This is a genomic window from Vibrio sp. RC2502, from assembly GCF_054850435.1.
The window spans coordinates 1086404-1110905 of record NZ_CM141453.1 but is presented as its reverse complement, the minus strand read 5'-3'; the positions used below and the strand labels follow the sequence as shown (position 1 = coordinate 1110905).

At 45.0% G+C, this 24502-nt stretch carries 19 protein-coding genes; 8 read left to right on the top strand and 11 right to left on the bottom strand.

Going from position 1 to position 24502, the window contains the following annotated elements; all coding sequences use genetic code 11:
- Window positions 1–158: 158 nt before the first annotated feature.
- Window positions 159–1235, bottom strand: a complete 1077-nt coding sequence (apbC, locus tag ACYJZR_RS05220; RefSeq protein WP_406965969.1) for an iron-sulfur cluster carrier protein ApbC — start codon at window positions 1233–1235, stop codon at window positions 159–161.
- A 162-nt stretch (window positions 1236–1397) separates the two neighbouring features.
- Between apbC and metG the strand changes: the two genes are divergently transcribed.
- Together metG and ACYJZR_RS05210 are read left to right on the top strand one after the other, a co-directional pair.
- Window positions 1398–3464: a methionine--tRNA ligase gene (gene metG / locus ACYJZR_RS05215; protein WP_031821214.1), complete on the top strand. Its 2067-nt coding sequence runs from the start codon at window positions 1398–1400 to the stop codon at window positions 3462–3464.
- Window positions 3465–3677: 213 nt separating this feature from the next.
- Complete coding sequence (locus tag ACYJZR_RS05210) at window positions 3678–4484, top strand: hypothetical protein (protein ID WP_005494538.1); 807 nt, start codon at window positions 3678–3680, stop codon at window positions 4482–4484.
- A 115-nt stretch (window positions 4485–4599) separates the two neighbouring features.
- Here ACYJZR_RS05210 and fadR read toward each other — a convergent pair whose 3' ends face one another.
- Entirely contained in the window at window positions 4600–5439 is an 840-nt protein-coding gene (fadR, locus tag ACYJZR_RS05205) for a fatty acid metabolism transcriptional regulator FadR (RefSeq protein ID WP_005461531.1), read from the bottom strand.
- A 641-nt stretch (window positions 5440–6080) separates the two neighbouring features.
- On the opposite strand from fadR, the gene nhaB reads away from it, so the two are divergent.
- Together nhaB and dsbB are read left to right on the top strand one after the other, a co-directional pair.
- The gene (gene nhaB, locus ACYJZR_RS05200; RefSeq protein ID WP_005461506.1) at window positions 6081–7667 is read left to right on the top strand and encodes a Na(+)/H(+) antiporter NhaB; all 1587 of its coding nucleotides are present in this window, start codon (window positions 6081–6083) and stop codon (window positions 7665–7667) included.
- 84 nt (window positions 7668–7751) lie between these two features.
- The gene (gene dsbB, locus ACYJZR_RS05195; protein WP_017448352.1) at window positions 7752–8288 is read left to right on the top strand and encodes a disulfide bond formation protein DsbB; all 537 of its coding nucleotides are present in this window, start codon (window positions 7752–7754) and stop codon (window positions 8286–8288) included.
- A gap of 71 nt (window positions 8289–8359) precedes the next feature.
- Here the strand turns inward: dsbB and ACYJZR_RS05190 are convergent, their stop codons facing one another.
- The gene (locus tag ACYJZR_RS05190; RefSeq protein ID WP_406965973.1) at window positions 8360–8968 is read right to left on the bottom strand and encodes an SEC-C metal-binding domain-containing protein; all 609 of its coding nucleotides are present in this window, start codon (window positions 8966–8968) and stop codon (window positions 8360–8362) included.
- A gap of 149 nt (window positions 8969–9117) precedes the next feature.
- Between ACYJZR_RS05190 and dusC the strand changes: the two genes are divergently transcribed.
- Entirely contained in the window at window positions 9118–10086 is a 969-nt protein-coding gene (gene dusC / locus ACYJZR_RS05185; RefSeq protein WP_406965975.1) for a tRNA dihydrouridine(16) synthase DusC, read from the top strand.
- Between the two features lie 113 nt (window positions 10087–10199).
- Here the strand turns inward: dusC and ACYJZR_RS05180 are convergent, their stop codons facing one another.
- From ACYJZR_RS05180 to yfbV, 6 genes are all read right to left on the bottom strand, one after another.
- Window positions 10200–11660 (bottom strand): sensor domain-containing diguanylate cyclase, encoded by a 1461-nt coding sequence (locus ACYJZR_RS05180; protein WP_406965977.1) that lies wholly within the window; start codon window positions 11658–11660, stop codon window positions 10200–10202.
- Between the two features lie 108 nt (window positions 11661–11768).
- The gene (gene malZ, locus ACYJZR_RS05175; RefSeq protein ID WP_461715844.1) at window positions 11769–13595 is read right to left on the bottom strand and encodes a maltodextrin glucosidase; all 1827 of its coding nucleotides are present in this window, start codon (window positions 13593–13595) and stop codon (window positions 11769–11771) included.
- 174 nt (window positions 13596–13769) lie between these two features.
- Entirely contained in the window at window positions 13770–14564 is a 795-nt protein-coding gene (locus ACYJZR_RS05170; RefSeq protein ID WP_005482418.1) for an ABC transporter ATP-binding protein, read from the bottom strand.
- Entirely contained in the window at window positions 14561–15496 is a 936-nt protein-coding gene (locus ACYJZR_RS05165; protein WP_005461508.1) for an ABC transporter permease, read from the bottom strand. Before ACYJZR_RS05165 ends, ACYJZR_RS05170 begins: the two co-directional genes overlap by 4 nt.
- Window positions 15497–15685: 189 nt before the next feature.
- Complete coding sequence (locus ACYJZR_RS05160; protein ID WP_015297048.1) at window positions 15686–16651, bottom strand: ABC transporter substrate-binding protein; 966 nt, start codon at window positions 16649–16651, stop codon at window positions 15686–15688.
- 367 nt (window positions 16652–17018) lie between these two features.
- On the bottom strand, window positions 17019–17471 hold the full coding sequence (gene yfbV, locus ACYJZR_RS05155; protein WP_005461479.1) for a terminus macrodomain insulation protein YfbV: 453 nt from the start codon (window positions 17469–17471) through the stop codon (window positions 17019–17021).
- Window positions 17472–17816: 345 nt separating this feature from the next.
- Between yfbV and ACYJZR_RS05150 the strand changes: the two genes are divergently transcribed.
- Together ACYJZR_RS05150 and pta are read left to right on the top strand one after the other, a co-directional pair.
- Entirely contained in the window at window positions 17817–19013 is a 1197-nt protein-coding gene (locus tag ACYJZR_RS05150) for an acetate kinase (RefSeq protein WP_005461478.1), read from the top strand.
- Window positions 19014–19148: 135 nt separating this feature from the next.
- Entirely contained in the window at window positions 19149–21293 is a 2145-nt protein-coding gene (pta, locus tag ACYJZR_RS05145; RefSeq protein WP_005461502.1) for a phosphate acetyltransferase, read from the top strand.
- Between the two features lie 90 nt (window positions 21294–21383).
- Here the strand turns inward: pta and ACYJZR_RS05140 are convergent, their stop codons facing one another.
- On the bottom strand, window positions 21384–22658 hold the full coding sequence (locus tag ACYJZR_RS05140) for an MgtC/SapB family protein (protein ID WP_025510080.1): 1275 nt from the start codon (window positions 22656–22658) through the stop codon (window positions 21384–21386).
- Window positions 22659–22942: 284 nt separating this feature from the next.
- Here ACYJZR_RS05140 and ACYJZR_RS05135 point away from each other — a divergent pair, with 284 nt between their 5' ends.
- Entirely contained in the window at window positions 22943–23365 is a 423-nt protein-coding gene (locus ACYJZR_RS05135) for a DUF7282 domain-containing protein (protein WP_017447836.1), read from the top strand.
- Window positions 23366–23478: 113 nt separating this feature from the next.
- Here the strand turns inward: ACYJZR_RS05135 and ACYJZR_RS05130 are convergent, their stop codons facing one another.
- On the bottom strand, window positions 23479–24426 hold the full coding sequence (locus tag ACYJZR_RS05130; RefSeq protein ID WP_089203002.1) for a glutathione S-transferase family protein: 948 nt from the start codon (window positions 24424–24426) through the stop codon (window positions 23479–23481).
- Window positions 24427–24502 lie beyond the last annotated feature (76 nt).

Genomic DNA, 24502 nt, shown 5'->3' with positions numbered 1-24502 from the left:
ATGATGATTTCTAGTCACATAAAAAGATAAACTGCCTGATTATAGGGAGTTCACCCCGTAGTTACTAGCTGGAATTAGAGTTTAGTCATAAGTTTCTGCCTGCCCAGAGGATTAACCTCCGGGCAAACGTTAAAATGTGCAACTTTCAACCACCAGCCTCAGTTTACCATTGTAAAACTGATTGCATCTGGTTTCGCTTTGCCTTGCCAAAACATTGTGCTACACACTCGATCTGCAAGCTGTTTGTAGTAGCCTGAATGCTCACTGTCAGGTCGTCTCGCAACGGTTGGCACACCAGCATCAATGTCTTCTCGCATAGAAATATGCAACGGAATTTGGCCCAATAGCGCTAAGCCAAACTCTTGAGACATTTTCTCCGCGCCACCCATACCAAAGATGTGTTCAGTCGCGCCACATTGGTTACAAATGTGGTAACTCATATTTTCGACCACACCTACCACTGGCACATTGACTTTGTTAAACATTGCTGCGCCTTTGCGCGCGTCTGCCAAAGCTAAATCTTGTGGCGTCGTCACCAAAACCGTGCCGGTAACAGGAATTTGTTGTGACAACGTCAACTGGATATCACCCGTGCCTGGTGGCATGTCTATCACTAAGTAATCCAGATCTGGCCAATCGGTTTCATTCAATAGCTGAGCTAACGCTTTCGATGCCATAGGGCCACGCCAGATCGCTGCTTCAGATTTATTAACTAAATAGCCAATAGAATGAGTATAGATGCCGTGAGCAAAAATAGGCTCCATCCATTTGCCATCACGAACTTCTGGTTTCGCATCTTCCTGGCCGAGCATCATCGGAACCGATGGACCGTATATATCGGCATCCAATAGGCCAACCTTCGCTCCCGACTGCGCGATAGCCAAGGCTAAGTTAACGGCTGTTGTGGATTTGCCCACCCCACCCTTTGCAGAGCTCACCGCAATGATATTCTTCACATCTTTCACCGCATTAGAAACCTGCGTTTCTAGTGCTTTTACGCCGAGTTCAATGTGAAACGGAAACGCGGCTACAGCTTTGGATGCTTGCTGTTGTTGAATCCATTCTTGCAATGTGCGCTGAAGCTCATTACTAGCAAATGGCAATGTAATCTTCACCTCACCTTGAGCGGTGATGGTGACAACGCCGTGAATATCGGCCCAGTTTTCCACTAACTGTGGATGTTGAAATTGATTAAACCAATGACAAAAATCTTGTTTTGAAGTGAACTGATGCATAAGTCCTCCTTTTGAGTACCATGCTACCACCGACCCGACATAACCAGAACCCTAAAAAAACTAAGGCATTCCGCGGTTTGACACCTTGGAGTTAGTGAGTTCATGGGGTAGTATTATCCATCAAAATTTTTTTATACCTATCAAGAAAAGCGAATATTAAGTATGGCAAACGATCCAAGACACCTTCCTTCAAGGAAACTGCTGGTAACTTGTGCCCTTCCGTACGCTAACGGTTCGATCCACCTTGGCCATATGCTTGAGCATATCCAAGCGGACATTTGGGTTCGTTACCAACGCCTACGCGGCAACACTGTAAACTTCATCTGTGCTGACGATGCTCACGGCACGCCAATCATGCTTAAAGCGCAACAGATGGGTATTACTCCAGAAGAGATGATTGCCGCTGTTAGCGAAGAGCACCAAAAAGACTTCGCTGGCTTTGATATCAGCTTTGATAACTACCACAGCACGCACTCAGAAGAGAACCGCGAACTGGCATCTCACATTTACCTAGAGCTAAAGAAAAATGGCTTTATCTCTAGCCGTACTATTTCTCAGCTTTTCGACCCTGAAAAAGAGATGTTCCTACCGGATCGTTTCGTAAAAGGTACATGTCCTAAGTGTAAGTCTGAAGATCAGTACGGTGATAACTGTGACAACTGCGGCGAGACTTACAGCCCGACAGAACTGATCAATCCTAAATCTGCAGTTTCTGGTGCGACGCCAGTAATGAAAGATTCTGAGCACTTCTTCTTTGACCTGCCTCAGTTTGAAAGCATGCTAAAAGAGTGGACTCGCTCTGGTTCTCTGCAAACAGAAACCGCGAACAAGATGCAAGAGTGGTTCGAGTCTGGTCTGCAACAATGGGATATCTCGCGTGACGCACCTTACTTTGGCTTCGAAATCCCAGGCGAAAAAGACAAGTTCTTCTACGTATGGCTAGATGCACCTATTGGCTACATGGGCTCATTCAAAAACCTATGTAACAAACGTGACGATCTAGACTTCGATGAATACTGGAACAAAGACAGTAAAACTGAACTTTACCACTTCATCGGTAAAGACATCGTGTACTTCCACAGCCTATTCTGGCCTGCAATGCTTGAAGGTTCTGGCTTCCGTAAACCAAACAACGTATTCGTACACGGCTACGTAACGGTAAACGGCGCGAAAATGTCTAAGTCGAAAGGTACATTCGTGAAAGCAAGCACGTACCTCGATCACCTAGACCCAGAATGTCTACGTTACTATTACGCAGCGAAACTAAACAGCCGTATTGACGACCTAGATCTTAACCTTGAAGACTTCACTCAGCGCGTTAACGCTGACGTAGTCAACAAGATCGTTAACCTAGCATCTCGTAACGCAGGCTTCATCGCTAAACGTTTCGAAGGCAAACTGTCTGACAACTTCGCTGAACCAGAGCTTTACAACGAATTCGTGGCAGCGGCTGACCGTATCGCAGAGCTTTTTGAAGCTCGCGAATTTGGCCGTGCTATCCGTGAAATCACGGCACTAGCAGACAAAGCAAACCAATACGTTGACGAGAAAGCCCCTTGGGTTGTAGCGAAAGAAGAAGGCAAAGATCAGGAACTACAAGAAATCTGTTCTGTAGGTATCAACCTGTTCCGCGTACTAATGACTTACTTGAAACCAGTAATGCCAGCTCTTGCTGCACGTACTGAAGCATTCCTAAACCAAGAGCTAACTTGGGAAGGCATTGCTCAGCCACTCACAGGCCACGAAATCACTAAGTTCAAAGCGCTATTCAACCGTATCGATCCAAAGAACATCGAAGCGATGATCGAAGCATCGAAAGAAGACGCTGCAGCAGAAATGGCAGCGAAAGAGAAAGCTGAAGCGGCTAAAACAGAAACTGAGCTAAGCAAAGACCCAATCGCGGACGAGATTGAGTTTGATACTTTTGCTCAAGTGGATTTGCGCATCGCTCGCATCATCTCTTGTGAAGAAGTGCCTAAAGCAAACAAATTGCTTAAGTTCCAACTGGACATCGGTGGTGAAACTCGTCAAGTTTTCTCTGGCATTAAATCAGCCTACAAACCTGAAGAGCTAGAAGGCAAGCTAACCGTAATGGTAGCGAACCTAAAACCTCGTAAGATGAAATTCGGTATGTCTGAAGGCATGATCCTAGCGGCAGGCCCTGGTGGTAGCGACCTATGGATTCTTGAGCCACACGAAGGCGCTCAGCCTGGCATGCGTGTAATGTAATTCCCTTACGTTACGCTTGAAATGAGTTCAATCCCCGCCTCTCTCGGCGGGGATTTTTTTTGATCAAATTCACATTATTGGGGAGATTCTGCACCAATAACGCGCAAAACATTTAGGTTTAAATTTTAAACAATTGTTTTTAAAGTAATTTTAATTGGCATCAAAACTGCAAATTCCTTCTTGCTAGGTCCAAACACTAACAAGGAGTTGGTTATGTTTGTTTTGATTTCAACGTTATTATCCGTCGCCATATTAGCCGGCATTTACCACCTTTCCACAAAACGCGAACAGCAACATGCACGAAAGTATCAGTTGCTTACCCTACTTCGCGATGTCGTTAACTTGCTTAGACGTCATCGAGCAATCACACATTACTCCCTTCAATCCCAACAAAACTATGAGCGAGAAATAGAAGAGATCCATCATGCTCTCAACAACAAGCTGCACCTTTTGTTGGAAACATCGCGCTTTGAAAATAAACCCATGTATCGTGTGTTACAGATAAAAGTCAGTAAGTTGCTCGAACAATGGCAGGAAAACAGCATCGCGAGAAATCAAATGGAGCACGGAAAGCTGATTCGACATTGTTTGTTTTTAATGGATGAAGTCACTATTGCGTGGCTAGCAGTTGAGCAACGAGATGAGTTGCATGATGAGTACCACATGAATTGGCAAACCATTATCGATAGCCTCGAAACCTTGACTCAACTTCGTATTAGCATTCAAGACTTAAACGAACAAGGAGGAAGCGTTCGAGTAAAGAACTACGCATCTGTAATGACACGTAAACTGAATCAGTTAGCTGTAATAGCACCATTGACTATCGCAGCGCCGATCTCCGTACGTTCGACACAAGCGTTAAACGACTATGTCGAAGGAAAACACACCGGACTAACAGAAGAAGAACTTTATGGCATCACCTCAGATCTGTCACTGACGATTTTCAATACCTATGATCACGTGCTATCAGATATTGTCGAAACACTGTATTTGCCTTTGCCCAGACTCTCATTAGCCTGAAAGACTCATTTTTCGACATAATTGCATGAGGAACTAGATCAAAAGCCGTAAGTAACGAGCAATAAAAAACCGCAGGCATTGCCTGCGGTTTTTTCTAACTTTGCTCACTCAATGCTTAGCTATCATCTTCAGTGAAGTTGGTTGGTAGTTGCTTTTTCATCTCGTTCCAGATTTGAGCACTTTCCATGCCGTAGTGGCGAATTACAACTGGCAATTGTTCACGCTGGCCCGTTTCACAAGTTTCTAGCAGTTGACGGTAGAATCTTAGCGCCAAATCACGTGAGGCCGGGTTAGAGAAGTAGTAACTGCCAACTCGGTCATACAGCTTCTTCAAGCCATTGAAAATCAAACCGTAGATTTGGTTACCAGAGTGGAATGCCAAGCGTTGGAACAACATGTAATCGTAAAAGTTAAATGTTTTCGCGATCAAAATTTCCTGACGCTTTGCTTCATCTTTTTCGTTGTCTTCTTTAACGCTTTGAAGCACCTTATCCGCATACGGAGAAGAGGCAATGAAATCATCCCAAGACGATGCATTCACAAGCGCTTCACAAGACTCAATTACGTTCTTGATTGTACGCTCAGAGTTTTCTTTGTTCGCCTTGAATGCATAACGCATAAAGATAGGGCTGATGTTGGTACGTGCCGCAAGCAAATCTTCTACAATATTTGTTGCATTATCGACGTCTAGCGTCATCAACGTATCCAAGATATGCAGACCAGATGTCTCCATAAATTGGTTAACTTTTGTTGGTTTACCGTGTTGGATAGTCAACCATCCATCACGTGCTAGTCGTTGAAGAACCTCTCGTAAAGTCGTTCGAGTAACACCAATCAGTTCGGACAGCTCGCGCTCAGCAGGTAAAATTGAGCCTGGAGGAAAACGGCCGTTCCAAATGCTCTCGATAATATATTTTTCTGCGAATCCCGCAGGGCTTTTCGCCTTAATGACCATTCTACTTTTTATCCAATATTGATTTCTGAGGGTCGATACTACTCATCATACCACTACTTAACGATTTGAGAAAATTTACGATCAATTATTGAAACGATCCCTCAATATAGAGTTAATACTCTACACGTTCGCTGAATTTAGGATACTTAGTGAAGCAGTTCAAAGCCGTAAAATTTGTATTTTATAAAAAAGAAACCGAACACAAATAGAGAAAAAATAACGACAAGTACGTCACATTTTTATGTTCATAATATGCAAAATAAATTTGTATTCTCTGGTTAATATTCCTTTTTAATTGATCTTTTCTCGTCACTTGGCGTCATTTAAAATCCAAGGGGATTTTTTCAAGCTTTCCATGATATAGTAACGCCGTTTTGATCGCGTTATTACACTTAAAAAGTAGTTTTAGTCGGAAGCATTACGTTTTGTTATTGACTAATAAAAGCCGGAGTGTAGAGTTTGCGATCGAAAGTGAGCGGTGCTTGAGTTCAGGGGAAGTAACTTGGCAAAACTACAATAAAACAAAGGATTGTTGTTTTACTAAGTTATTGTTTTAAAAGACTAGTTAATAAGTCTAACAAACAGATACTTGAGCGCTAATTGTAGTGTCTATTCATAATATTGTTATAAAGAGAATTATCATGCCGATATCGCTCGGAAACGCTTTTATCAAGAATTTCCTTGGTAAAGCGCCTGATTGGTACAAAGTTGCCATTATAGCCTTCCTTATTATTAACCCGATTGTTTTCTTCCTAATAAATCCATTTGTTGCTGGGTGGTTGCTTGTCGCGGAATTTATTTTCACGCTTGCAATGGCTTTAAAATGCTACCCATTACAACCTGGTGGTTTACTTGCAATTGAAGCTATTGCTATTGGCATGACCAGCCCAGCGCAAGTAAAACATGAGTTGGTTGCGAATATAGAAGTATTACTACTTTTAGTATTCATGGTTGCGGGTATCTACTTCATGAAACAGCTTCTGCTGTTCATCTTCACCAAAATCCTGCTTGGTATTCGTTCAAAAACTCTGCTTTCGCTTGCATTCTGTTTCGCAGCCGCGTTTTTGTCAGCATTCCTAGATGCGTTGACAGTAATCGCTGTTGTCATCAGCGTAGCAGTTGGTTTCTACTCGATTTACCACAAAGTTGCTTCAGGTAACCCAATTGGCGATCACGACCATACTCAAGACGACACCATCACAGAACTGACTCGTGATGACCTTGAAAACTATCGTGCATTCCTACGTTCGCTGCTTATGCACGCTGGTGTGGGTACCGCGCTGGGCGGCGTAACAACGATGGTTGGTGAACCTCAAAACCTTATCATTGCAGACCAAGCGGGTTGGTTATTTGGTGAATTCCTAATCCGTATGTCTCCTGTGACGTTACCAGTATTTATCTGTGGTCTTATTACCTGTGCATTGGTTGAGAAGCTAAAAGTATTTGGTTACGGCGCACAACTGCCTGATAACGTACGTCAAATCCTTGTGGACTTTGACCGCGAAGAACGTAAGACACGTACAAACCAAGACGTCGCAAAACTGTGGGTACAAGGTATTATCGCCGTTTGGCTGATTGTCGCGTTAGCGCTTCACTTAGCAGCCGTTGGCCTGATTGGTCTGTCTGTCATTATACTAGCAACGTCATTTACTGGCGTCATTGAAGAGCACTCAATGGGCAAAGCATTTGAAGAGGCCCTGCCTTTCACAGCCCTACTCGCGGTTTTCTTCTCGATCGTTGCAGTAATCATTGACCAAGAGCTATTTAAACCTGTTATTGACGCCGTGTTAGCCGTTGAAGACAAAGGCACACAGCTTGCCCTCTTCTACGTTGCGAACGGTTTGTTATCGATGGTTTCGGACAACGTATTCGTAGGTACGGTATACATCAACGAAGTGAAATCAGCCCTTATGGAAGGCTTGATCACGCGTGAACAGTTCGACCTGTTAGCAGTTGCAATCAACACCGGTACAAACTTACCTTCTGTTGCAACGCCAAACGGTCAAGCCGCTTTCCTATTCCTACTAACGTCTGCGCTAGCACCGTTAATTCGTCTGTCTTACGGTCGAATGGTAGTGATGGCATTGCCATACACTGTCGTTTTGGCGATTGTAGGTCTGATGGGCATCATGTTCTTCCTAGAGCCAGCAACAGCGTCTTTCTACGATGCGGGCTGGATTGCACCTCATACCGGTGATCTGACTCCAGTTGTGTCTGGCGGACACTAAAATTTGAGTTGATTAGGAAACTTATACACGATAAAAAGCTCTGAGTATTCAGAGCTTTTTTCTATTTCAGACAGGATTGAAACCGTGACTATTTTTTCATCACTTAACCAGTTTTCGAAGGGACGCTTATCGTGGTTGCTTCTTCTTTTGTTCATCATATTTTTTGAAGCCTGCGCACTCTACTTCCAACACGTAATGATGCTTGCCCCGTGCGTAATGTGTATTTATGAGCGTGTGGCAATGATGGGTATTGGCGGTGCAGCTATCATCGGACTTATCGCACCGAACAACGCACTATTCCGCTGGTTAGGGCTTATTGGTTGGGGATTAAGCTCGTACAAAGGATTGATGCTTGCAATGCAGCATGTTGATTACCAGTTCAATCCATCACCATTTGCAACTTGTGATCTTTTTGTCACCTTCCCAAGTTGGGCTCCGTTAAACCAATGGGTTCCTTGGATGTTTGAAGCGTATGGCGATTGTTCAAAAATTGTTTGGCAGTTCTTCGACTTATCGATGCCACAATGGTTGGTGGTTATCTTCGCTGGTAACTTGGTCGCTTTGGCGTTGATCGTGATTGCACAGTTCTTTCCGGTGAAACGTAAGAATCCAATTCGTTAAGGCGTATAAAAATATAGATAATAAAAAGCCGACCTTAGGGTCGGCTTTTTATTATCTATATTTTTATAGTGTTACTTACCACAACATTGCTTGAACTTTTTACCGCTCTCACAAGGGCATGGATCGTTACGACCTACATCTTTAAATGGGTTTAGGCTTTGAGATTTATTGCCGACCATTAGTTCATCTGCACCCAATGCGACTTCAACTAACATCAAATCAAGTTGATCAACAAGGTCTGTTAACGCTGGCGGCGTTTCAATGCCCGCGTCACGCATATGTTGCTGAGTAGACTCTTCATCAATGGCTAGCATCATTGTGGTAAGCAGCGCTTGCAGCATACGCTGTAAACCATCATTTAACTCAACCTCTTGCCACTGCTCTTCAATCATAGGCCAAACCGACATGAAACCTTCAGCAAAATCAGCTAACTGCTCAGGATCTTTTCCAGTTAGCTCTAGAGCTGAATACTCATTACGTAAAATACGGTTATGTTGCTTGTGAATTTGCTCTTCGACCGCTGGCTGAATCGATTTAAAACCTTCACCAAATAGCGGCTCAAGCCAGGCCTCTGGCGCCAAAGGTTTTGTGGTTAGGTTTGCGGCAAGTACCGCACCTTCAATAAATAGCGAAGATTCATCAAGTTGAACTTCACCTTTTTCAATCAAAGTGTATTGCATGACATCTGGTTTCCCATGAATTTGGCGGCATTATACTCCAATACAAGTGAGATGCCAGTTGGCACCAGCGCCGAGTCTTTTAATGACAAACTTAGCCGACATCGCTACAATCGCCCTCCTTTTTATCACCAAACTGTATTAGGCAAACTATGCGAGTTGTATTAGGCCCAATGGAAGGCGTTTTAGACCATTTGATGCGCCAAATCCTGACCGAAATAAACGACTATGATCTGTGTGTGACGGAGTTCGTTCGAGTGATCGATCAAGTCCTGCCAGACCATGTCTTTCATCGCTTATGTCCGGAGCTTATGCAAGGCTCTCAGACCACTTCTGGTGTGCCTGTACATGTTCAACTACTAGGCCAAGAGCCTCACTGGATGGCGGAAAACGCAATCCGAGCAGCAGAGCTTGGCGCGCGCGGCATCGACCTAAATTTTGGTTGCCCAGCAAAAATGGTTAACAAAAGCAAAGGAGGAGCGGCGCTATTGCAGCATCCTGAGTTGATTCATAGCGTGGTAAAAGCATGCCGTGACGCAGTGCCTGCGAATATCCCTGTCTCCGCAAAAATTCGTCTGGGCTGGGAAAACCCTGAAGACTGTTTTGAAATCGTGGATGCGATTCAATCTGCGGGAGCGAATGAACTGACCGTTCACGCACGTACTAAGCAAGGCGGTTATATAGCATCTGAAATCAAGTGGGAATACATCAATAAAATTCGCGAGCGATTCTCCATCCCTTTGATTGCCAATGGTGAAATCTGGAATTTCGAAGATGGTCAACGCTGCATCGAAACCACTGGTGTCGACTCTCTGATGGTGTGCCGTGGCGCGTTCAACATTCCGAACCTAGGTAACATGGTAAAACACAACCACACACCAATGATTTGGTCTGATGTGGTTGACCTGCTGATCTACTACTCAAAGTTTGAAATGAAGGGTGATAAAGGTTTGTACTATCCAAACCGCGTGAAGCAATGGTTCGCTTACCTGCGCCAATCTTACCCAGAAGCTAACGAATTATTCCGCGAAATCCGAACATTTAATAAAGCAGCACCGATTGTTGAGCACATCCAGCGCTACCGCGATGAACTCCAATCGCGTCAAAGCCAAGTGGCTTAAGCACTCAACATGCACGAATTGTGTGCAATGGTTGAACGACAAGTACAAAAAAGGGCGATATTATCGCCCTTTTAGCTATTTGTCAGATGGCCTTTTAGCAAGCGCGCCACGAACTAATAACAAATCTTGTTCTTTCCGGTACTTTTCGCTTCATAGAGCTTCTCATCAGCCGCCTTGAACAGTTCATCAAAGCTTTCCGCTTTGCTTGCAGAGCTAAAGACCACACCACCCGACACGGTAAATCCATTCTTCGTAACTCGTCGTGATCGTTCATCAATCGCTTTTTTGACTCGTTCGAGAATGTGCTTCATCCCTTCAATATCTTCATCGTATATCGCGAGAATAAACTCTTCGCCACCAAAGCGAGATGCGACGTCACTGTGACGAATGTTGTCTCGGATGCACTTCGCGACCAGTTGAATCGCAGAGTCACCTACATCATGGCCGTAAGTATCATTGATAGTCTTAAAGTTATCGATATCGAACACAGCCAATGCCACGTTCTTCTTCGTCATTTTATTACGCCAAACGGCCTGCATTCCTCTGCGGTTGAGCAGCCCTGTCATTGGGTCTCTTGCAGCAAGATCTTTAAAGTAGCGACGTTCGGTGTGCATGTTGACATAAAACAGTACTACGGTACTCAATACGTAAATAAAGACCGCGACCATGATGCTGTACTTTTCAAAGAACGTTAAATTCTTAATCTCGCTCCATAAGTTATATTCGTAATAAATACTGTGATTGGCACTCAAGCGCTCTTTTTCAATGGGCTTGATCCGCACGGCATCTTCAGGAATCGTTTGGAAATTGGAAACTAAGTGCAGCTTCCCGACAAGGTTTTCAGAAGTCGTGAGCAGCGCATCGACATCAAAATCAATCGAGAGCACCCCTTGGTGGACGCCTTTTTCGTAAATTGGCACTGTTAAACTGATGATTTGTCCTTCCATGGAATCAAGCATCGGCCCAGGCCCAGCCAATGTAATGTTGACCTTATCTTGCGCGGTTTTTTGCCAGAATGGCCTCGCCTTTAACGTTGACCAAAGCTCTTTAGTAAAATTCTTCGCATACTTATCGGGCGACGAAATCACATAACCACGTTTATCGATGTAATGGATACCAACAATGTGGGATTCAATATCATGAAGGAAGGACAAAGAAGGGGCAAAGCCTGCTTTTTGTTCTGCAAGTTTGTTGATTTTCGTCCCTGCCTGACACAAGCTTTCTTCGCCGACGATCATGTAGTCAACATCAACCGCTGGCAGTCCATCGCTGTAAACGTTCTCCAATAGCAAAACATCAATCGGCCATATATAGCAGATATCGCCTTTCACAATAGAGTTATGCTCTTCAGAAAGAGGGTTCGCGAAGTTTGAATAGTTGGTAAAGCTGTAGTCCAGTGCAGTTAAGACTTTGATACCACGAGTTAACGCTCTATCGATACGCGAATATTCAGTATCAATATAGCGATTGACTGCATCGTAGTAGTTTTTTGTAGTAACGAGCATTACCACAATGAATAGAACTAAAGGAAAGAAAACAACAAATGAGAGGCTAAATCGCCTTTGGTTAACCATTGAGTACCATTGTTTAAGTGTTCGCCTCTCATATGCATCGGCTTAAAGAGGCTGTTTATAGTTATTAATGAACATATTCACAAATTTTAATAAATATAGAATGCGGTGTCACTTCACTTGCCACAAATTGATACTTAATGCTGCCATATTGACAGAAACATGACCTTCATAATCAATTATTTCACACTTATCTAATAATTGATGCAAGTGTTTCGCATTCAAGCCTAACTGCCACAATGGTAGGTCAATCGTGCTTTCTTGTAGACCAATATTGACTGCAACAATGATCGTCTCTTCACCAAGCTGTCTTGCATAAGCAAATGCCCTTTCGTCACAATAAAGCCATTGCATGCTGCCAGATTGTAGAGCTTTGAACTGTTTGCGAATTTCAATCCACTGTTGGTACAGTTGGAGCCAAGGTGAACCCTGAACTAGATGCCAAGGGAAACAACGTCTGTTATCTGGATCAAAGCTTCCCTCAAGACCGACTTCACTACCATAATAAATGCATGGTGCGCCGACATAAGTCATGAGTAAGGCCAACGCGATTTGCATTTTTTTCTCATCCCCATTCACCAAGGTGAGAAAACGCGCGGTGTCATGGCTATCAAGTTGATTGAGTTGTGAGAGCTGATTGGCAAAAGGAACTTTTGCTCTGGCTTCATCCAACCACGCTTTGAACTCAAAACCATCTATATCGATTGGGTCGTACGTGATGTCCTGATGCGCGATAAACGCTCGAACAGGGTGGGCAAAACCGTAGTAGTTCATCGCACCGTCTTCTTGCTCCCCTTGCAGCCATTGAGTCGCTTCAAAAAAATGCTCACCTAACACATAAGCATTCGGATTAACGGATTTGGTCGCTTGGCGAAATGCTTTCACGTAGTGAGCGTTGTTTTTCGCCCCCTCCCCTTCACCTAGCATATGAATGACATCAAAACGCCAGCCATCCACGGAATATGGCGGCTTCAGCCAATGTTTGATAACCGATGCCTCACCTTGGTAGATATATTCTCTGACTTCGTAATTCTCAAAATTCAATACCGGCAGATTGTCGATACCTTTCCAGCCAATATAGTGATTACTCTCCCCATCAAAGAAGTAATAGTCGCGAAAATCGGATTTAGGATTCCCGTACGCGCCTTTCCCTTTCTGCTGAATATCAAACCAAGGGTGATGCACAGAAGTATGGTTAAAGACCGCATCCAATACAATCTTCATGTTTTTGCTGCGGATTTTTTCGCACAATGACGCAAAATGCTCGTTAGTGCCGAACATAGGATCAATCGTGAAATAATCCGTGGTGTCGTACTTATGGTTACTTGGCGAGGAGAAAATCGGATTGAAGTACAGTGCGGTCACACCCAATTGTTCAAGGTATCCAAGCTTTTGCTCAACGCCTTTTAGATCACCACCGAAGAACTCACGTACCCCAGAGTTTTGGTGATTCCCTACTGGTTCTCCCCACGTTTTAATCACAGCATCAGGATCGTACTCGCAGTACGCTTCACGAATCGCAGACTCACTTTGACTCGCGGCAAAACGATCAGGAAAAATCTGATAGAAAACTTGTTCTTGAACCCACTTTGGCGGTTGATGGTTTACATTCAATTTGAAATGAAATTCTTTGGGCGGAATACGTTTTTGCACGCCACGTGCGTCTAGCCAATATTGCTGACCGTTTCTAACGACTTTAAATACATAGTGGGTGATGTCTCGATCTCTATTCGGCTCGAATGATACTTCCCACAGCAGTAACTCTCCAGCTCTGCCGCATTGCACCATGGCGACAAGGTATTCTTCGTTGTCTGGCTCAATACGCACATAAACAGCATCAAATGTTAACGCTTCTGTTTTTAGACAGACCTTCACACGTTTACCATCGAAGGCTAAACCATCAACCGTCTGGCTATGAAAGAGAAATGGCAAAGACATAATAAGCACTCTTTAATAAGTGGATATGCCACTATTTTATTAAAGAATGAGAGATAAAAAATCCTCCTTGGAAATTCGGTGCTTTACCTATTTTCTCAAGGAGGATCACACTTGGTAGGCGTAGGCGCGGCTCTGACTATGTCGAAGAAACGCGTAACGAATCAGACATGCTATTTAATTGAGCAATAAACTGTCATCCGAAAGTTCTTCGCCTCGAACTTTAGAGAACATGTCTAGTAAATCAGGCACTTGCATATTGGCGCGCTGTTCTCCAGCGACATCCAGAACGATTTCTCCTTGGTGGAGCATGACGGTTCTGTCACCACAAGCGAGCGCGTCTTTCATCGAGTGCGTTACCATCATCACCGTCAAATCAAACTCATTGACGATACGCTTGGTTAAATCGATGACAAAAGCCGCCATACGTGGGTCAAGCGCGGCCGTATGTTCATCAAGCAGCAATAACTTACTCTCCGATAACGTCGCCATCACCAGGCTCACAGCTTGTCGTTGTCCACCAGACAGCAAACCAATACTGTCACCTAATCGGTCTTCCAAACCTAACCCCAAAATACTGATGCGTTCTTGGAACAACTTGCGACGTTTGGCAGACAGCGCCAGCCCCCAGCCACGTTTTTTACCTCGCATGTACGCTAGAGCCATGTTTTCTTCAATGGTTAGCTCACCACACGTTCCTGCTAACGGGTCCTGAAACACTCGTGCACATTGAGTAGCGCGCTGGGCAACCGTCTGCTTGGTGACGTCTTTGCCATCAATGATCACTTGACCACCAATCATTGGTGTCTCACCCGTCACCGCTCCGAGCAATGTCGATTTACCCGCACCGTTAGACCCGATTACGGTTAGAAATTGGTGCTCTGGTACTTCTAACGATACCCCTTTCAACGCGCGATTTTCCAAAATCGTACCAGGGTTGAACGTCACTTGGATATTGTTGAGTTCAATCATAACGCCTCCCCAGAACCATTTTTAGATGCCGCTTGTTTCGCAGTCGTTACGCGTTGTTTGGCTTTCATGCTTTGCTTGAGCTTAGGCGCAATGAGCGCTACCGCAACCAACACTGCGGTCACGAGGTTGAGATCCGAGGCCTGAAGGCCAAACATACCAGAACTCAACGCAAAAGCGACGGCTAGTCGATACAACACCGAGCCCAAAATAACGGCGCAAACGGCAACCCAAATTTTGCGGCCTGGAATGAGCGTTTGACCCAAAATAACCGCCGCTAAGCCGACCACGATGGTACCAACGCCTGATGTTACGTCAGCAAAGCTGTTGGTTTGCGCAAATAGCGCACCAGCGAAGCCAACAAACCCATTCGACAGCGCCAAACAAAAGTAGGTGTAGAACCCTGTGCTTGCGCCTTGCGCAGACACCATTCGGCCATTCACACCCGTCGCTCGAAGGCCCAAGCCGAAATCGCTATTTAGCAATCGCACCACCAAAAAGGCAGAGATGAGAACCAGTACGCCTACGACTAACGGACGAATAAACATCGCATCGCCCATCGATTCAAAAGGAGTGAGAATGGTGTCTTCACCCAAAAGAGCCATATTGGGTTTGCCCATGATACGAATGTTGATAGAAAACGCGGCAATCATAGTGAGGATGGACGCTAAGAGATGCAAAATTCCACAGCGTACAGCGAGAAATGCGGTGACCCAGCCTGTCATGCCACCAGCAATAATCGCCATACCGGTTGCAATCCAAGGGTTGATGCCTGCAACGATAGCTGTCGCAGCAACCGCGGCTCCCATAGGGAAACTACCATCAACACTTAAGTCAGGAAAATCAAGAACACGAAACGTAAGATAGACGCCCAAAGCAACCAAGCCATAAATCAAGCCGATCTCAAGCGCGCCAAAAAAAGCAAATGCAGACATAACTGCTCCTTTCTGCATGTTCAGATCGCTAGCAGCGATCTGACGTTACAACTTTCAACTTAGGTCGAGGTAAAGAGAGCAATCCGCTCAGAAAAAACTTTGCTCTCATAAACTTACGATTACGAGCCCATTTTTCTTGCTGAGACAAATGGGCCTGAGAGAAAGAGTCCTTACCTCAAGATAAGTGATTTACTGCATGCTAGTCGCACGTTGAACAACAGAACTCGGCAGTTGGATGCCCAACTTAGAAGCGGCGCTCTCATTGATGACCAAATCCGAACCCGTTGCGACTTTTACATCCAACTTTCCTGGCTCTTGACCATCAAGTATGGCTGCTACGTAATCTGCCGTTTGCACACCGACTTGGTAGTAGTCAAAACCAAGGCCAGCAATCGCACCTTTTTCAACATAAGATGTTGCACCGCCAAAGACTGGCTTTTTCGCTTGGTTCGCCGCGACAATCATGCCTTCGATCGCACTCGCTACAGTGTTATCTGTAGGCGCGTAAAGGATGTCTGATTTTGCTGCGATGGCTTGCGTAGCAGATTGAACATCGGCACTTTTCAAAGCAGTGGCTTCCACCACTGTAATGCCTTTCGCCTCTGCACTTTCTTTTAGAAGATTAACCAGCGTCACCGCATTCGCCTCGCCAGGGTTGAAGACGACACCAATGCTTTTGACTTGAGGAAGGATTTCTTGAATGAGCTCCACGTGCTGAGCCACTGGAGACAGGTCTGATAAACCTGTTACGTTTTTGCCCGGCTGCTTCATCGATTTAACCAACTTGGCTCCTACCGGGTCAGTCACCGCAGTAAACACAACAGGAATAGTACGAGTCGCAGAAACCAGTGCCTGCGCTGACGGCGTTGCAATACCGACTAGCACGTCTGGGCTCTCTCCCACGTATTGACGCGCAATTTGCACCGCAATTGCAGGGTTACCTTGTGCTGTTTTGTAGTCGAATTCTAGGTTTTTACCCTCTTCATACCCTTTTGCTTTCAATCCATCTAGCAAACCTTGGCGAGTGGCATCCAAAGCTGGATGCTCAACGATCTGAGAAACCGCAACTGTTGCGGTATTAGCAAATACATGGGTGGAAGAAAGAATAGCAGTAGCGGATAGAACGGCAGTGGCTAATAAACGTTTCGTTTTCATCATAACTCCTTGATGTGTCTTCGTCCTTGTTTCACGAGCTTCAGCAATATGTGGATACTCATGAGATCAAATGTGAGAAGGCGTAATGTTGTGTTTGCGTATCTGTGCACTTCTTGTGCATCTTATTTTTATTATTACTACTAAGTCTTAGTAAAGAAAAGAAACATTTAACACTAAGGCAACATTTGTGATCGCAAGATCGCATTCTATTACGCAACAATGTAATGCACTCAAACGTAGCTAGAGGATGGTTGCGGGCTAAAGGCTTAACCCCACTGCGCATACTGCGCGATGAGGATATAGACAAAACAAAAAATGGAGTGGCAATTGCACACTCCATTTAAAAATTGTTGAACGCTAAAATGAGTTAGAACCAGCGCTCTAGTGAGGATTTATCAAGCTGGCGGAAAGCACGATTTAAAATTATTGCGAGCTCTTTATAACGAGGTCGCGCTTTAACTGGCTCTAAGGCAAAGCCTGTTTCCACGATTTTTTGATGAAGTTCGCGATACCAAGAAGCCAATGATGGCGGTAATTTGGTGTTTGAGCGAGCACCGAGCCACCAGATACCTTGCAAAGGCAAGCTGATAGCAAACAGGGCTACGACGATAGATTGAGGTAACGCGTTGTAATTGTTGAACGCCATTTGAGTGAGAACACTGATAGCAGCGACAGCTGGCATGACTTTAATGCCAAAACGAGTCGCTTTGATAATACGTTGCTCAGGAAATATGGCACCCAGCTCTTTACGAACTGGCCAGATCTCCATGTAACTTTGGCCGTCTTTCAGGCTATGGATCAATCCGACTTTATTACTCATACCGCTCTCTCACTAAAAAATAGTTGAACATTTCAACTAAAGGTGCAAAAAATTGATGAAAGTTAATATTCTTTCAAATTTTTTTTGTTATCATTGCCTATTATCGCTATCCTTTGCAGACCCTCAATCTCATTGTTGCTGTTATTTACAATTTAAGCAACTCCGAGATATCTATCTGCACGGATCGCATCATAGTGATGGATGGGTTCATCACTATTTCTTTATATGGAATTAGAACGATTTTTGACCAAGATTAGTACGCAGCATTGCTGGTATCGGCTATTCTTGTGATTAATTTTTCATCCTTTAACTGATTTTGATCAGACGAATAACAGGTAGTCACACATGTCTAAGCTAGTTTTAGTTTTAAACTGCGGTAGTTCTTCTCTTAAATTTGCTGTTGTTGATGCCGAGAACGGCGAAGAGCATCTATCAGGTCTTGCTGAATGTCTTCACCTTCCTGAAGCACGTATCAAGTGGAAACTTGATGGCAAACACGAAGCTCAACTTGGTAACGGTGCAGCACACGAAGAAGCACTAGCGTTCATGGTAGAAACTATTCTTGCTTCTAAGCCAGAGCTTTCTGAGAACCTAGCTGCTATCGGTCACCGTGTAGTACACGGCGGCGAGCAATTCACTCAGTCTGCACTTATCACTGACGACGTACTAAAAGGTATCGAAGACTGTGCAACTCTAGCACCACTTCACAACCCTGCACACATCATCGGTATCAAAGCAGCTCAAAAATCTTTCCCAGCACTTAAAAACGTTGCTGTGTTCGATACTGCTTTCCACCAAACAATGCCTGAAGAGTCTTACCTATACGCTCTTCCATACAACCTATACAAAGAGCACGGTATCCGTCGTTACGGCATGCACGGTACTTCACACCTATTCATCACTCGTGAAGTTGCAGGCCTACTAAACAAACCAGTTGAAGAAGTAAACATCATCAACTGTCACCTAGGTAACGGTGCTTCTGTATGTGCAGTTAAGAACGGTCAATCTGTAGATACTTCAATGGGTCTAACGCCACTTGAAGGTCTAGTAATGGGTACTCGTTGTGGTGACATCGACCCTGCGATCATCTTCCACCTACACGACACACTTGGTTACTCTGTTGAGAAAATCAACACAATGCTAACTAAAGAGTCTGGCCTTCAAGGTCTAACTGAAGTGACTTCTGACTGTCGTTTCGTTGAAGACAACTACGGTGAGAAAGAAGAAGCAACTCGTGCAATGGACGTGTTCTGTCACCGTCTAGCTAAGTACGTTGCTGGTTACACTGCAACTCTAGATGGTCGTCTAGACGCAATCACTTTCACTGGCGGCATCGGCGAAAACTCTGCACCTATCCGTGAAATGGTTCTAAACCGTCTAGGTATCTTCGGTATCGAAGTAGACAGCGAAGCTAACCTTAAAGCTCGTTTCGGCGGCGAAGGCGTTATCACTACTGAAAACAGCCGTATCCCTGCAATGGTTATCTCTACTAACGAAGAGCTAGTTATTGCTGAAGACACTGCACGTCTAGCAGGTCTTTAATTGAATTTTCTGGCTAGCCACTCGGCTAGCCAGATTTTCATCCAACGAATTTCTTAGGGGCTCAACTCCTATTCTTCGAGCGTCATGGAATAAGAGTTGAGCTTTTATCCCCCAATAGCTAAAGGTACTCTACGAATGTCTCGTACTATTATGCTTATCCCTGCAAGTGCTGGTGTTGGTCTAACTAGCGTAAGCATGGGTGTTCTTCGCGCAATGGAGCGCAAAGGCGTTAAGGTTTCTTTCTACAAACCAATTTCTCAACCACGTTCTGGTGGTGATCAACCTGATCTGACTTCTACTATCGTTGGCCACAACAGCGATATGAAGATCGGTGAACCTATGGCGATGTCTGTTGCTGAGAGCCTAATCGGTAACGACAACATGGACGAGCTACTAGAAACTGTTGTTGAGCGTTACAACCAAATCAATAAAGATGCGGATGTAACACTTATCGAAGGTCTAGTACCAACTCGTAAGCACCCATTCGCTAACCAAGTGAACGCTGAAATCGCAGCAACACTTGGCGCAGAAATTGTTCTAGTGGCTACTCCAGGCACTGATAACCCAGCTCAACTTAAAGAGCGCATCGAAGTAGCATGTTCTAACTTCGGCGGTACTAAGAACAAAAACATCTCTGGCGTTATCATCAACAAGCTAAACGCACCTGTTGACGAAGCTGGCCGTACTCGCCCTGACCTATCTGAAATCTTTGACGATGCAGACAGCGCGAAGCAAAACGAAATGAAAGTGATGGAAATCTTCAACACTTCTCCAATTCGTGTACTAGGTTGCGTGCCATGGAGCATCGATCTTATTGCTACTCGTGCAATCGACATGGCGAAGCACCTGAAAGCAGATATCATCAACGAAGGTGACATCAACACTCGTCGCATCAAGAGCATCACGTTCTGTGCACGTTCTCTGCCAAACATGATTGAGCACTTCAAACCAGGTTCTCTACTTGTTACTTCTGCAGACCGTCCAGACGTAATCGTTGCAGCTTCTCTAGCGGCAATGAACGGCGTTGATATCGGTGCTGTACTGCTAACTGGCGGTTACGACATCCCACGTGAGATCGAAGGTCTATGTAAGCCAGCATTCGAAACTGGTCTACCTATCTTCAAAGCACAAGGTAACACTTGGCAGACTTCTCTAAACCTACAGAGCTTCAGCATTGAAGTACCTGCAGACGACAAAGAGCGTATCGAGTTCATTAACGAGCACGTTGCTGGTCACATCGACGGTAACTGGATCGAGTCAATGACGGAAGGTACTCAAAAATCTCGTCGTCTAAGCCCACCAGCATTCCGTTACCAGTTAACTGAACTTGCTCGTAAAGCTGGTAAGCGCATCGTTCTTCCTGAAGGTGATGAGCCACGTACAGTGAAAGCAGCGGCTATCTGTGCAGAGCGCGGCATTGCAGAATGTGTGCTTCTAGGTAACCCAGCAGAAATCAAACGCGTTGCAGCGCAGCAAGGTGTTGAGCTAGGTGCTGGCGTTCAAATCATCGACGCTGATGCTATTCGCGAAAACTACGTTGCTCGTCTGGTTGAGCTACGTGGCGCGAAAGGTATGACTGAAGTTGTAGCTCGTGAGAAACTACAAGATTCAGTATTCCTTGGCACAATGATGCTTGAGAACAACGAAGTTGACGGCCTAGTTTCTGGTGCTGTTCACACTACGGCGAACACTATCGTTCCTCCGTTCCAAATCATCAAGACTGCACCAAACGCGTCTATCGTATCTTCAGTATTCTTCATGCTTCTGCCTGATCAAGTACTAGTATACGGTGACTGTGCAATCAACCCAGATCCAACAGCTGAACAGCTTGCTGAAATCGCTATCCAATCTGCTGACTCTGCAGCAGCATTCGGTATCGAACCACGCGTTGCAATGATCTCTTACTCTACTGGTGAATCTGGTAAGGGTGCAGACGTTGATAAAGTACGTGAAGCAACAAAACTGGCTCAAGAGAAACGTCCTGATCTTATCATCGACGGTCCTCTACAGTACGACGCTGCGATCATGGAAAACGTTGCTGCTTCTAAAGCACCAAACTCTCCAGTTGCAGGTAAAGCGACAGTATTCGTATTCCCAGACCTAAACACTGGTAACACGACTTACAAAGCGGTACAACGTTCAGCAGACCTAGTATCTATCGGTCCAATGCTGCAAGGTATGCGCAAGCCAGTAAACGACTTGTCTCGTGGCGCGCTAGTAGACGATATCGTGTACACCATCGCTCTAACAGCAATCCAAGCAACTCAAGAACAGAAGTAATTCTTTTCTTTGCTTGAATGAATAGTCAAAGCCCTCGATTCGTCGAGGGCTTTTTTGTTGTTCAAGACATACGGTTTAGAAAACAGATACTCAATACAAGACAAAGAACATCAGTGCCCCAACGGCAACACATCCCACCATCACAGGCGTGACCCTAAGCCATAATTTTTTGTCTCCTATCGCGACAACCATACTCATCTTAACAATGGTATTGACCGATGCGGCAATTAAGATACCCAGCGCGGCGGTGGTTACGCTCAATATTTGGATGCTCTGACGACCGAGCGCCAAGGAAATCGCGTCTACATCCGTAATCCCTGAAAGGGCCGATAAAATTAAGACACCCGCATTACCGAACCACTCAGCAAGCGCATGTGACAGCAGCATAATCACCGCCAGCATCATCCCAAAAAACAGCGCCGATTGCAGTGCGAGTGGGTTGCTCTGTTTGTTCGATTGTTCGATCTGTTCCACTTCGCTCCGCCGCCATATCCACCAAGCAGGCAAATACAGCGCCGCCATCATGGCCATCACAATCGGCCATAGTAACGAGACAAGTTGAGGATTAATCACAAACAGAATAATCAACAGCCGAGGAAACATGGTGCCGCAACTCAAGAGTATGCCACTGGCGAGCAATGGGCTGATATTGGCTTGCTCCCGAGAAAGATGGGAAAACTGCAGCGTTAACGCCGTCGAAGAACTTAAACCTGCAAAAATGGAGGTGAACAATATGCCACGTTTCGCCCCACCGATTTTGATTGCGAAATAGCCCACAAACGAAATACTGGCAATCAATACGACCATCCACCAAATCTCGTAAGGATTAAGAGCGTTCCAAGGGCCATAGGATTGATTTGGAAGAAGCGGCAATAACACGATGGAGATAATCAGCAACCGGAGCGCTGCATCCAGCTCGTATTCCTGTAATTTTTGCAACGCTTGGTGAAGTTCTCGTTTGTTGTCGAGCACCACTGCGGTAATCACAGCTGCAGATGCCGCAAGCACCGCTTCTCCCGACACAGCTAAACTGCCCAACACAAACGTCACCAACAAGCTAACCACGCCAGTAATACTGATATCGCGACTCTTCTTCTGCTGCATGACAAACGCGATACACGCCAATATCACCAACGCAATCAAGGCAAAACCAAGCAATAAAGGAGAATAGAGATCCGCAAGAATCGCGACAAGACCACCAAGTAACCCGACAAGAGAGAACGTACGAATACCAGCAACACGACTACCTTCAACACTATTTCGCATCACCCAGCCGCGCTGTGTCCCGATAATCGCACCCAATAGCAAGGCAATAAGCAGATTCCAGATAAGATGCTCGCCAGTCGCAAACTCGTTGATATCCATGCATCACCCCGTTAAAAAGCGGTTGTCATATCATTAGTTTATTTGAATATTGGTAAGAAGCTGTGACGACAAGAAGATAATCTGAAACTGGCCACCGTCCTGCCTTACCAGCGGGTCTTGTCCTGGCTTTTAACTATCACCAGAGCTCAATAATACAGAGCGATTTCCCCGATCCCGTTCAATTTATCGGCATTATTTTCATATCATCTGAACTTTCTTACGAGAAACTACGTAACGAAGATGGAATGCAATTACGCAATCTCACACATAAGTAAGGAATACATATGAACAACTCCATCAACAACTCATTCCTAAAGTTTGGTTTAGCTGCATGTCTGTTCAGTTTTTCTGCGTTTAGTTTTTCCTCCCCAAGTATTGAAGGCGCAGATCAAGATATGTCCGCGGGCACGGTAACGGCAAAAATGGCTCATGCTGACGAAAACGGCTGGATGGTTGTACACCGAACAGATGAATCGATGAAGCCAGGCCCCGTGATCGGCTATGCTCCGCTTAAAATGGGACAAAATGAGAACGTGAATGCAATTTTGATGGAACCGGTTGAGTCTGGTGACATGCTGATGCTAATGGTCCACGGAGAAAAAGGTGGAATGAAGACGGGCGTATTTGAGTACTCACTCGGAGCCAAAGAAGATGGTCCAGTAAAGGTTGACGGTAAGTTGGTGATGGACATCGTCCGCGCTAAATAAGGCGAGCATATATTTAAAAATTGCCCCTCTATCTCCCAGTACTTAGCGTGAATAAAAGCCCTTAACAACGCAGTTCGTCGTTAAGGGCTTTGTATTGGATGAACCGTTACAAACTAACCGATCATTTCTCTTTGGTGAGGAGAACTAAAGTCTAAATCAGGCCCTTTAGGCACCACTTGCGTTGGATTAATCCCTGTGTGACTGAAGTAATAATGGCGCTTAATATGATAGAAATCGGTGGTATCGGCGATACCGTCAATCTGATACAGCTCTTTCAGATAACCCTGAATATTGACGTAATCGGCAATGCGTTGTTTATTACACTTGAAGTGCCCAACGTACACGGCATCAAAACGCACTAACGTGGTGAACAAACGCCAATCGGCTTCCGTAATTTTATTGCCTGCTAGATAGCGATGGGTCGCCAGATGAGCATTAATTTTATCTAAGGCCGAAAACAATGATTCAAAAGCCTCTTCATACGCTTCTTGCGAAGTAGCAAAACCGCAACGGTACACCCCATTATTCACGTTTGGATAGATGTAATCATTCCATTCATCAATCACACCGCGTAGTGGCTCGGGATAATAATCGTCATGATTGCCCGTGAGATCGTTAAATGTGGAGTTAAACATACGAATGATCTCTGACGATTCATTCGACACGATCGTGTTGGTCTTTTTGTCCCACAGAACTGGCACCGTAACACGCCCTGTGTAGTCAGGTTTCGCTTGAGTGTAGATTTGGTACATACGTGTATGACCAAACAGCGGCTCGGGTAAACCCATTTGCCAACCTTGACTGAGCATATCAGGGCAAACAACCGTCACATCAATGTGTGGCTCTAGACCTTTCAACTTACGGAAGATAAGCGTTCGATGGGCCCAAGGGCACGCGAGAGAAACATACAAATGGTAACGGCCAGATTCTGGTTGAAATACCGCCTCTGAATCATTTTTAATCCAGTCACGAAATCCAGCGTCTTCACGAACGAACTTCCCGCCATTCGCTTTTGTGTCATACCACACATCGTGCCATACGCCTTCGACCAACTTACCCATGATTGCTCTCCTATTTCTTATGTCTCCCTTTATATTAGAGATTCATAAGAAACAGAAAATCATCACGCTTAGGACA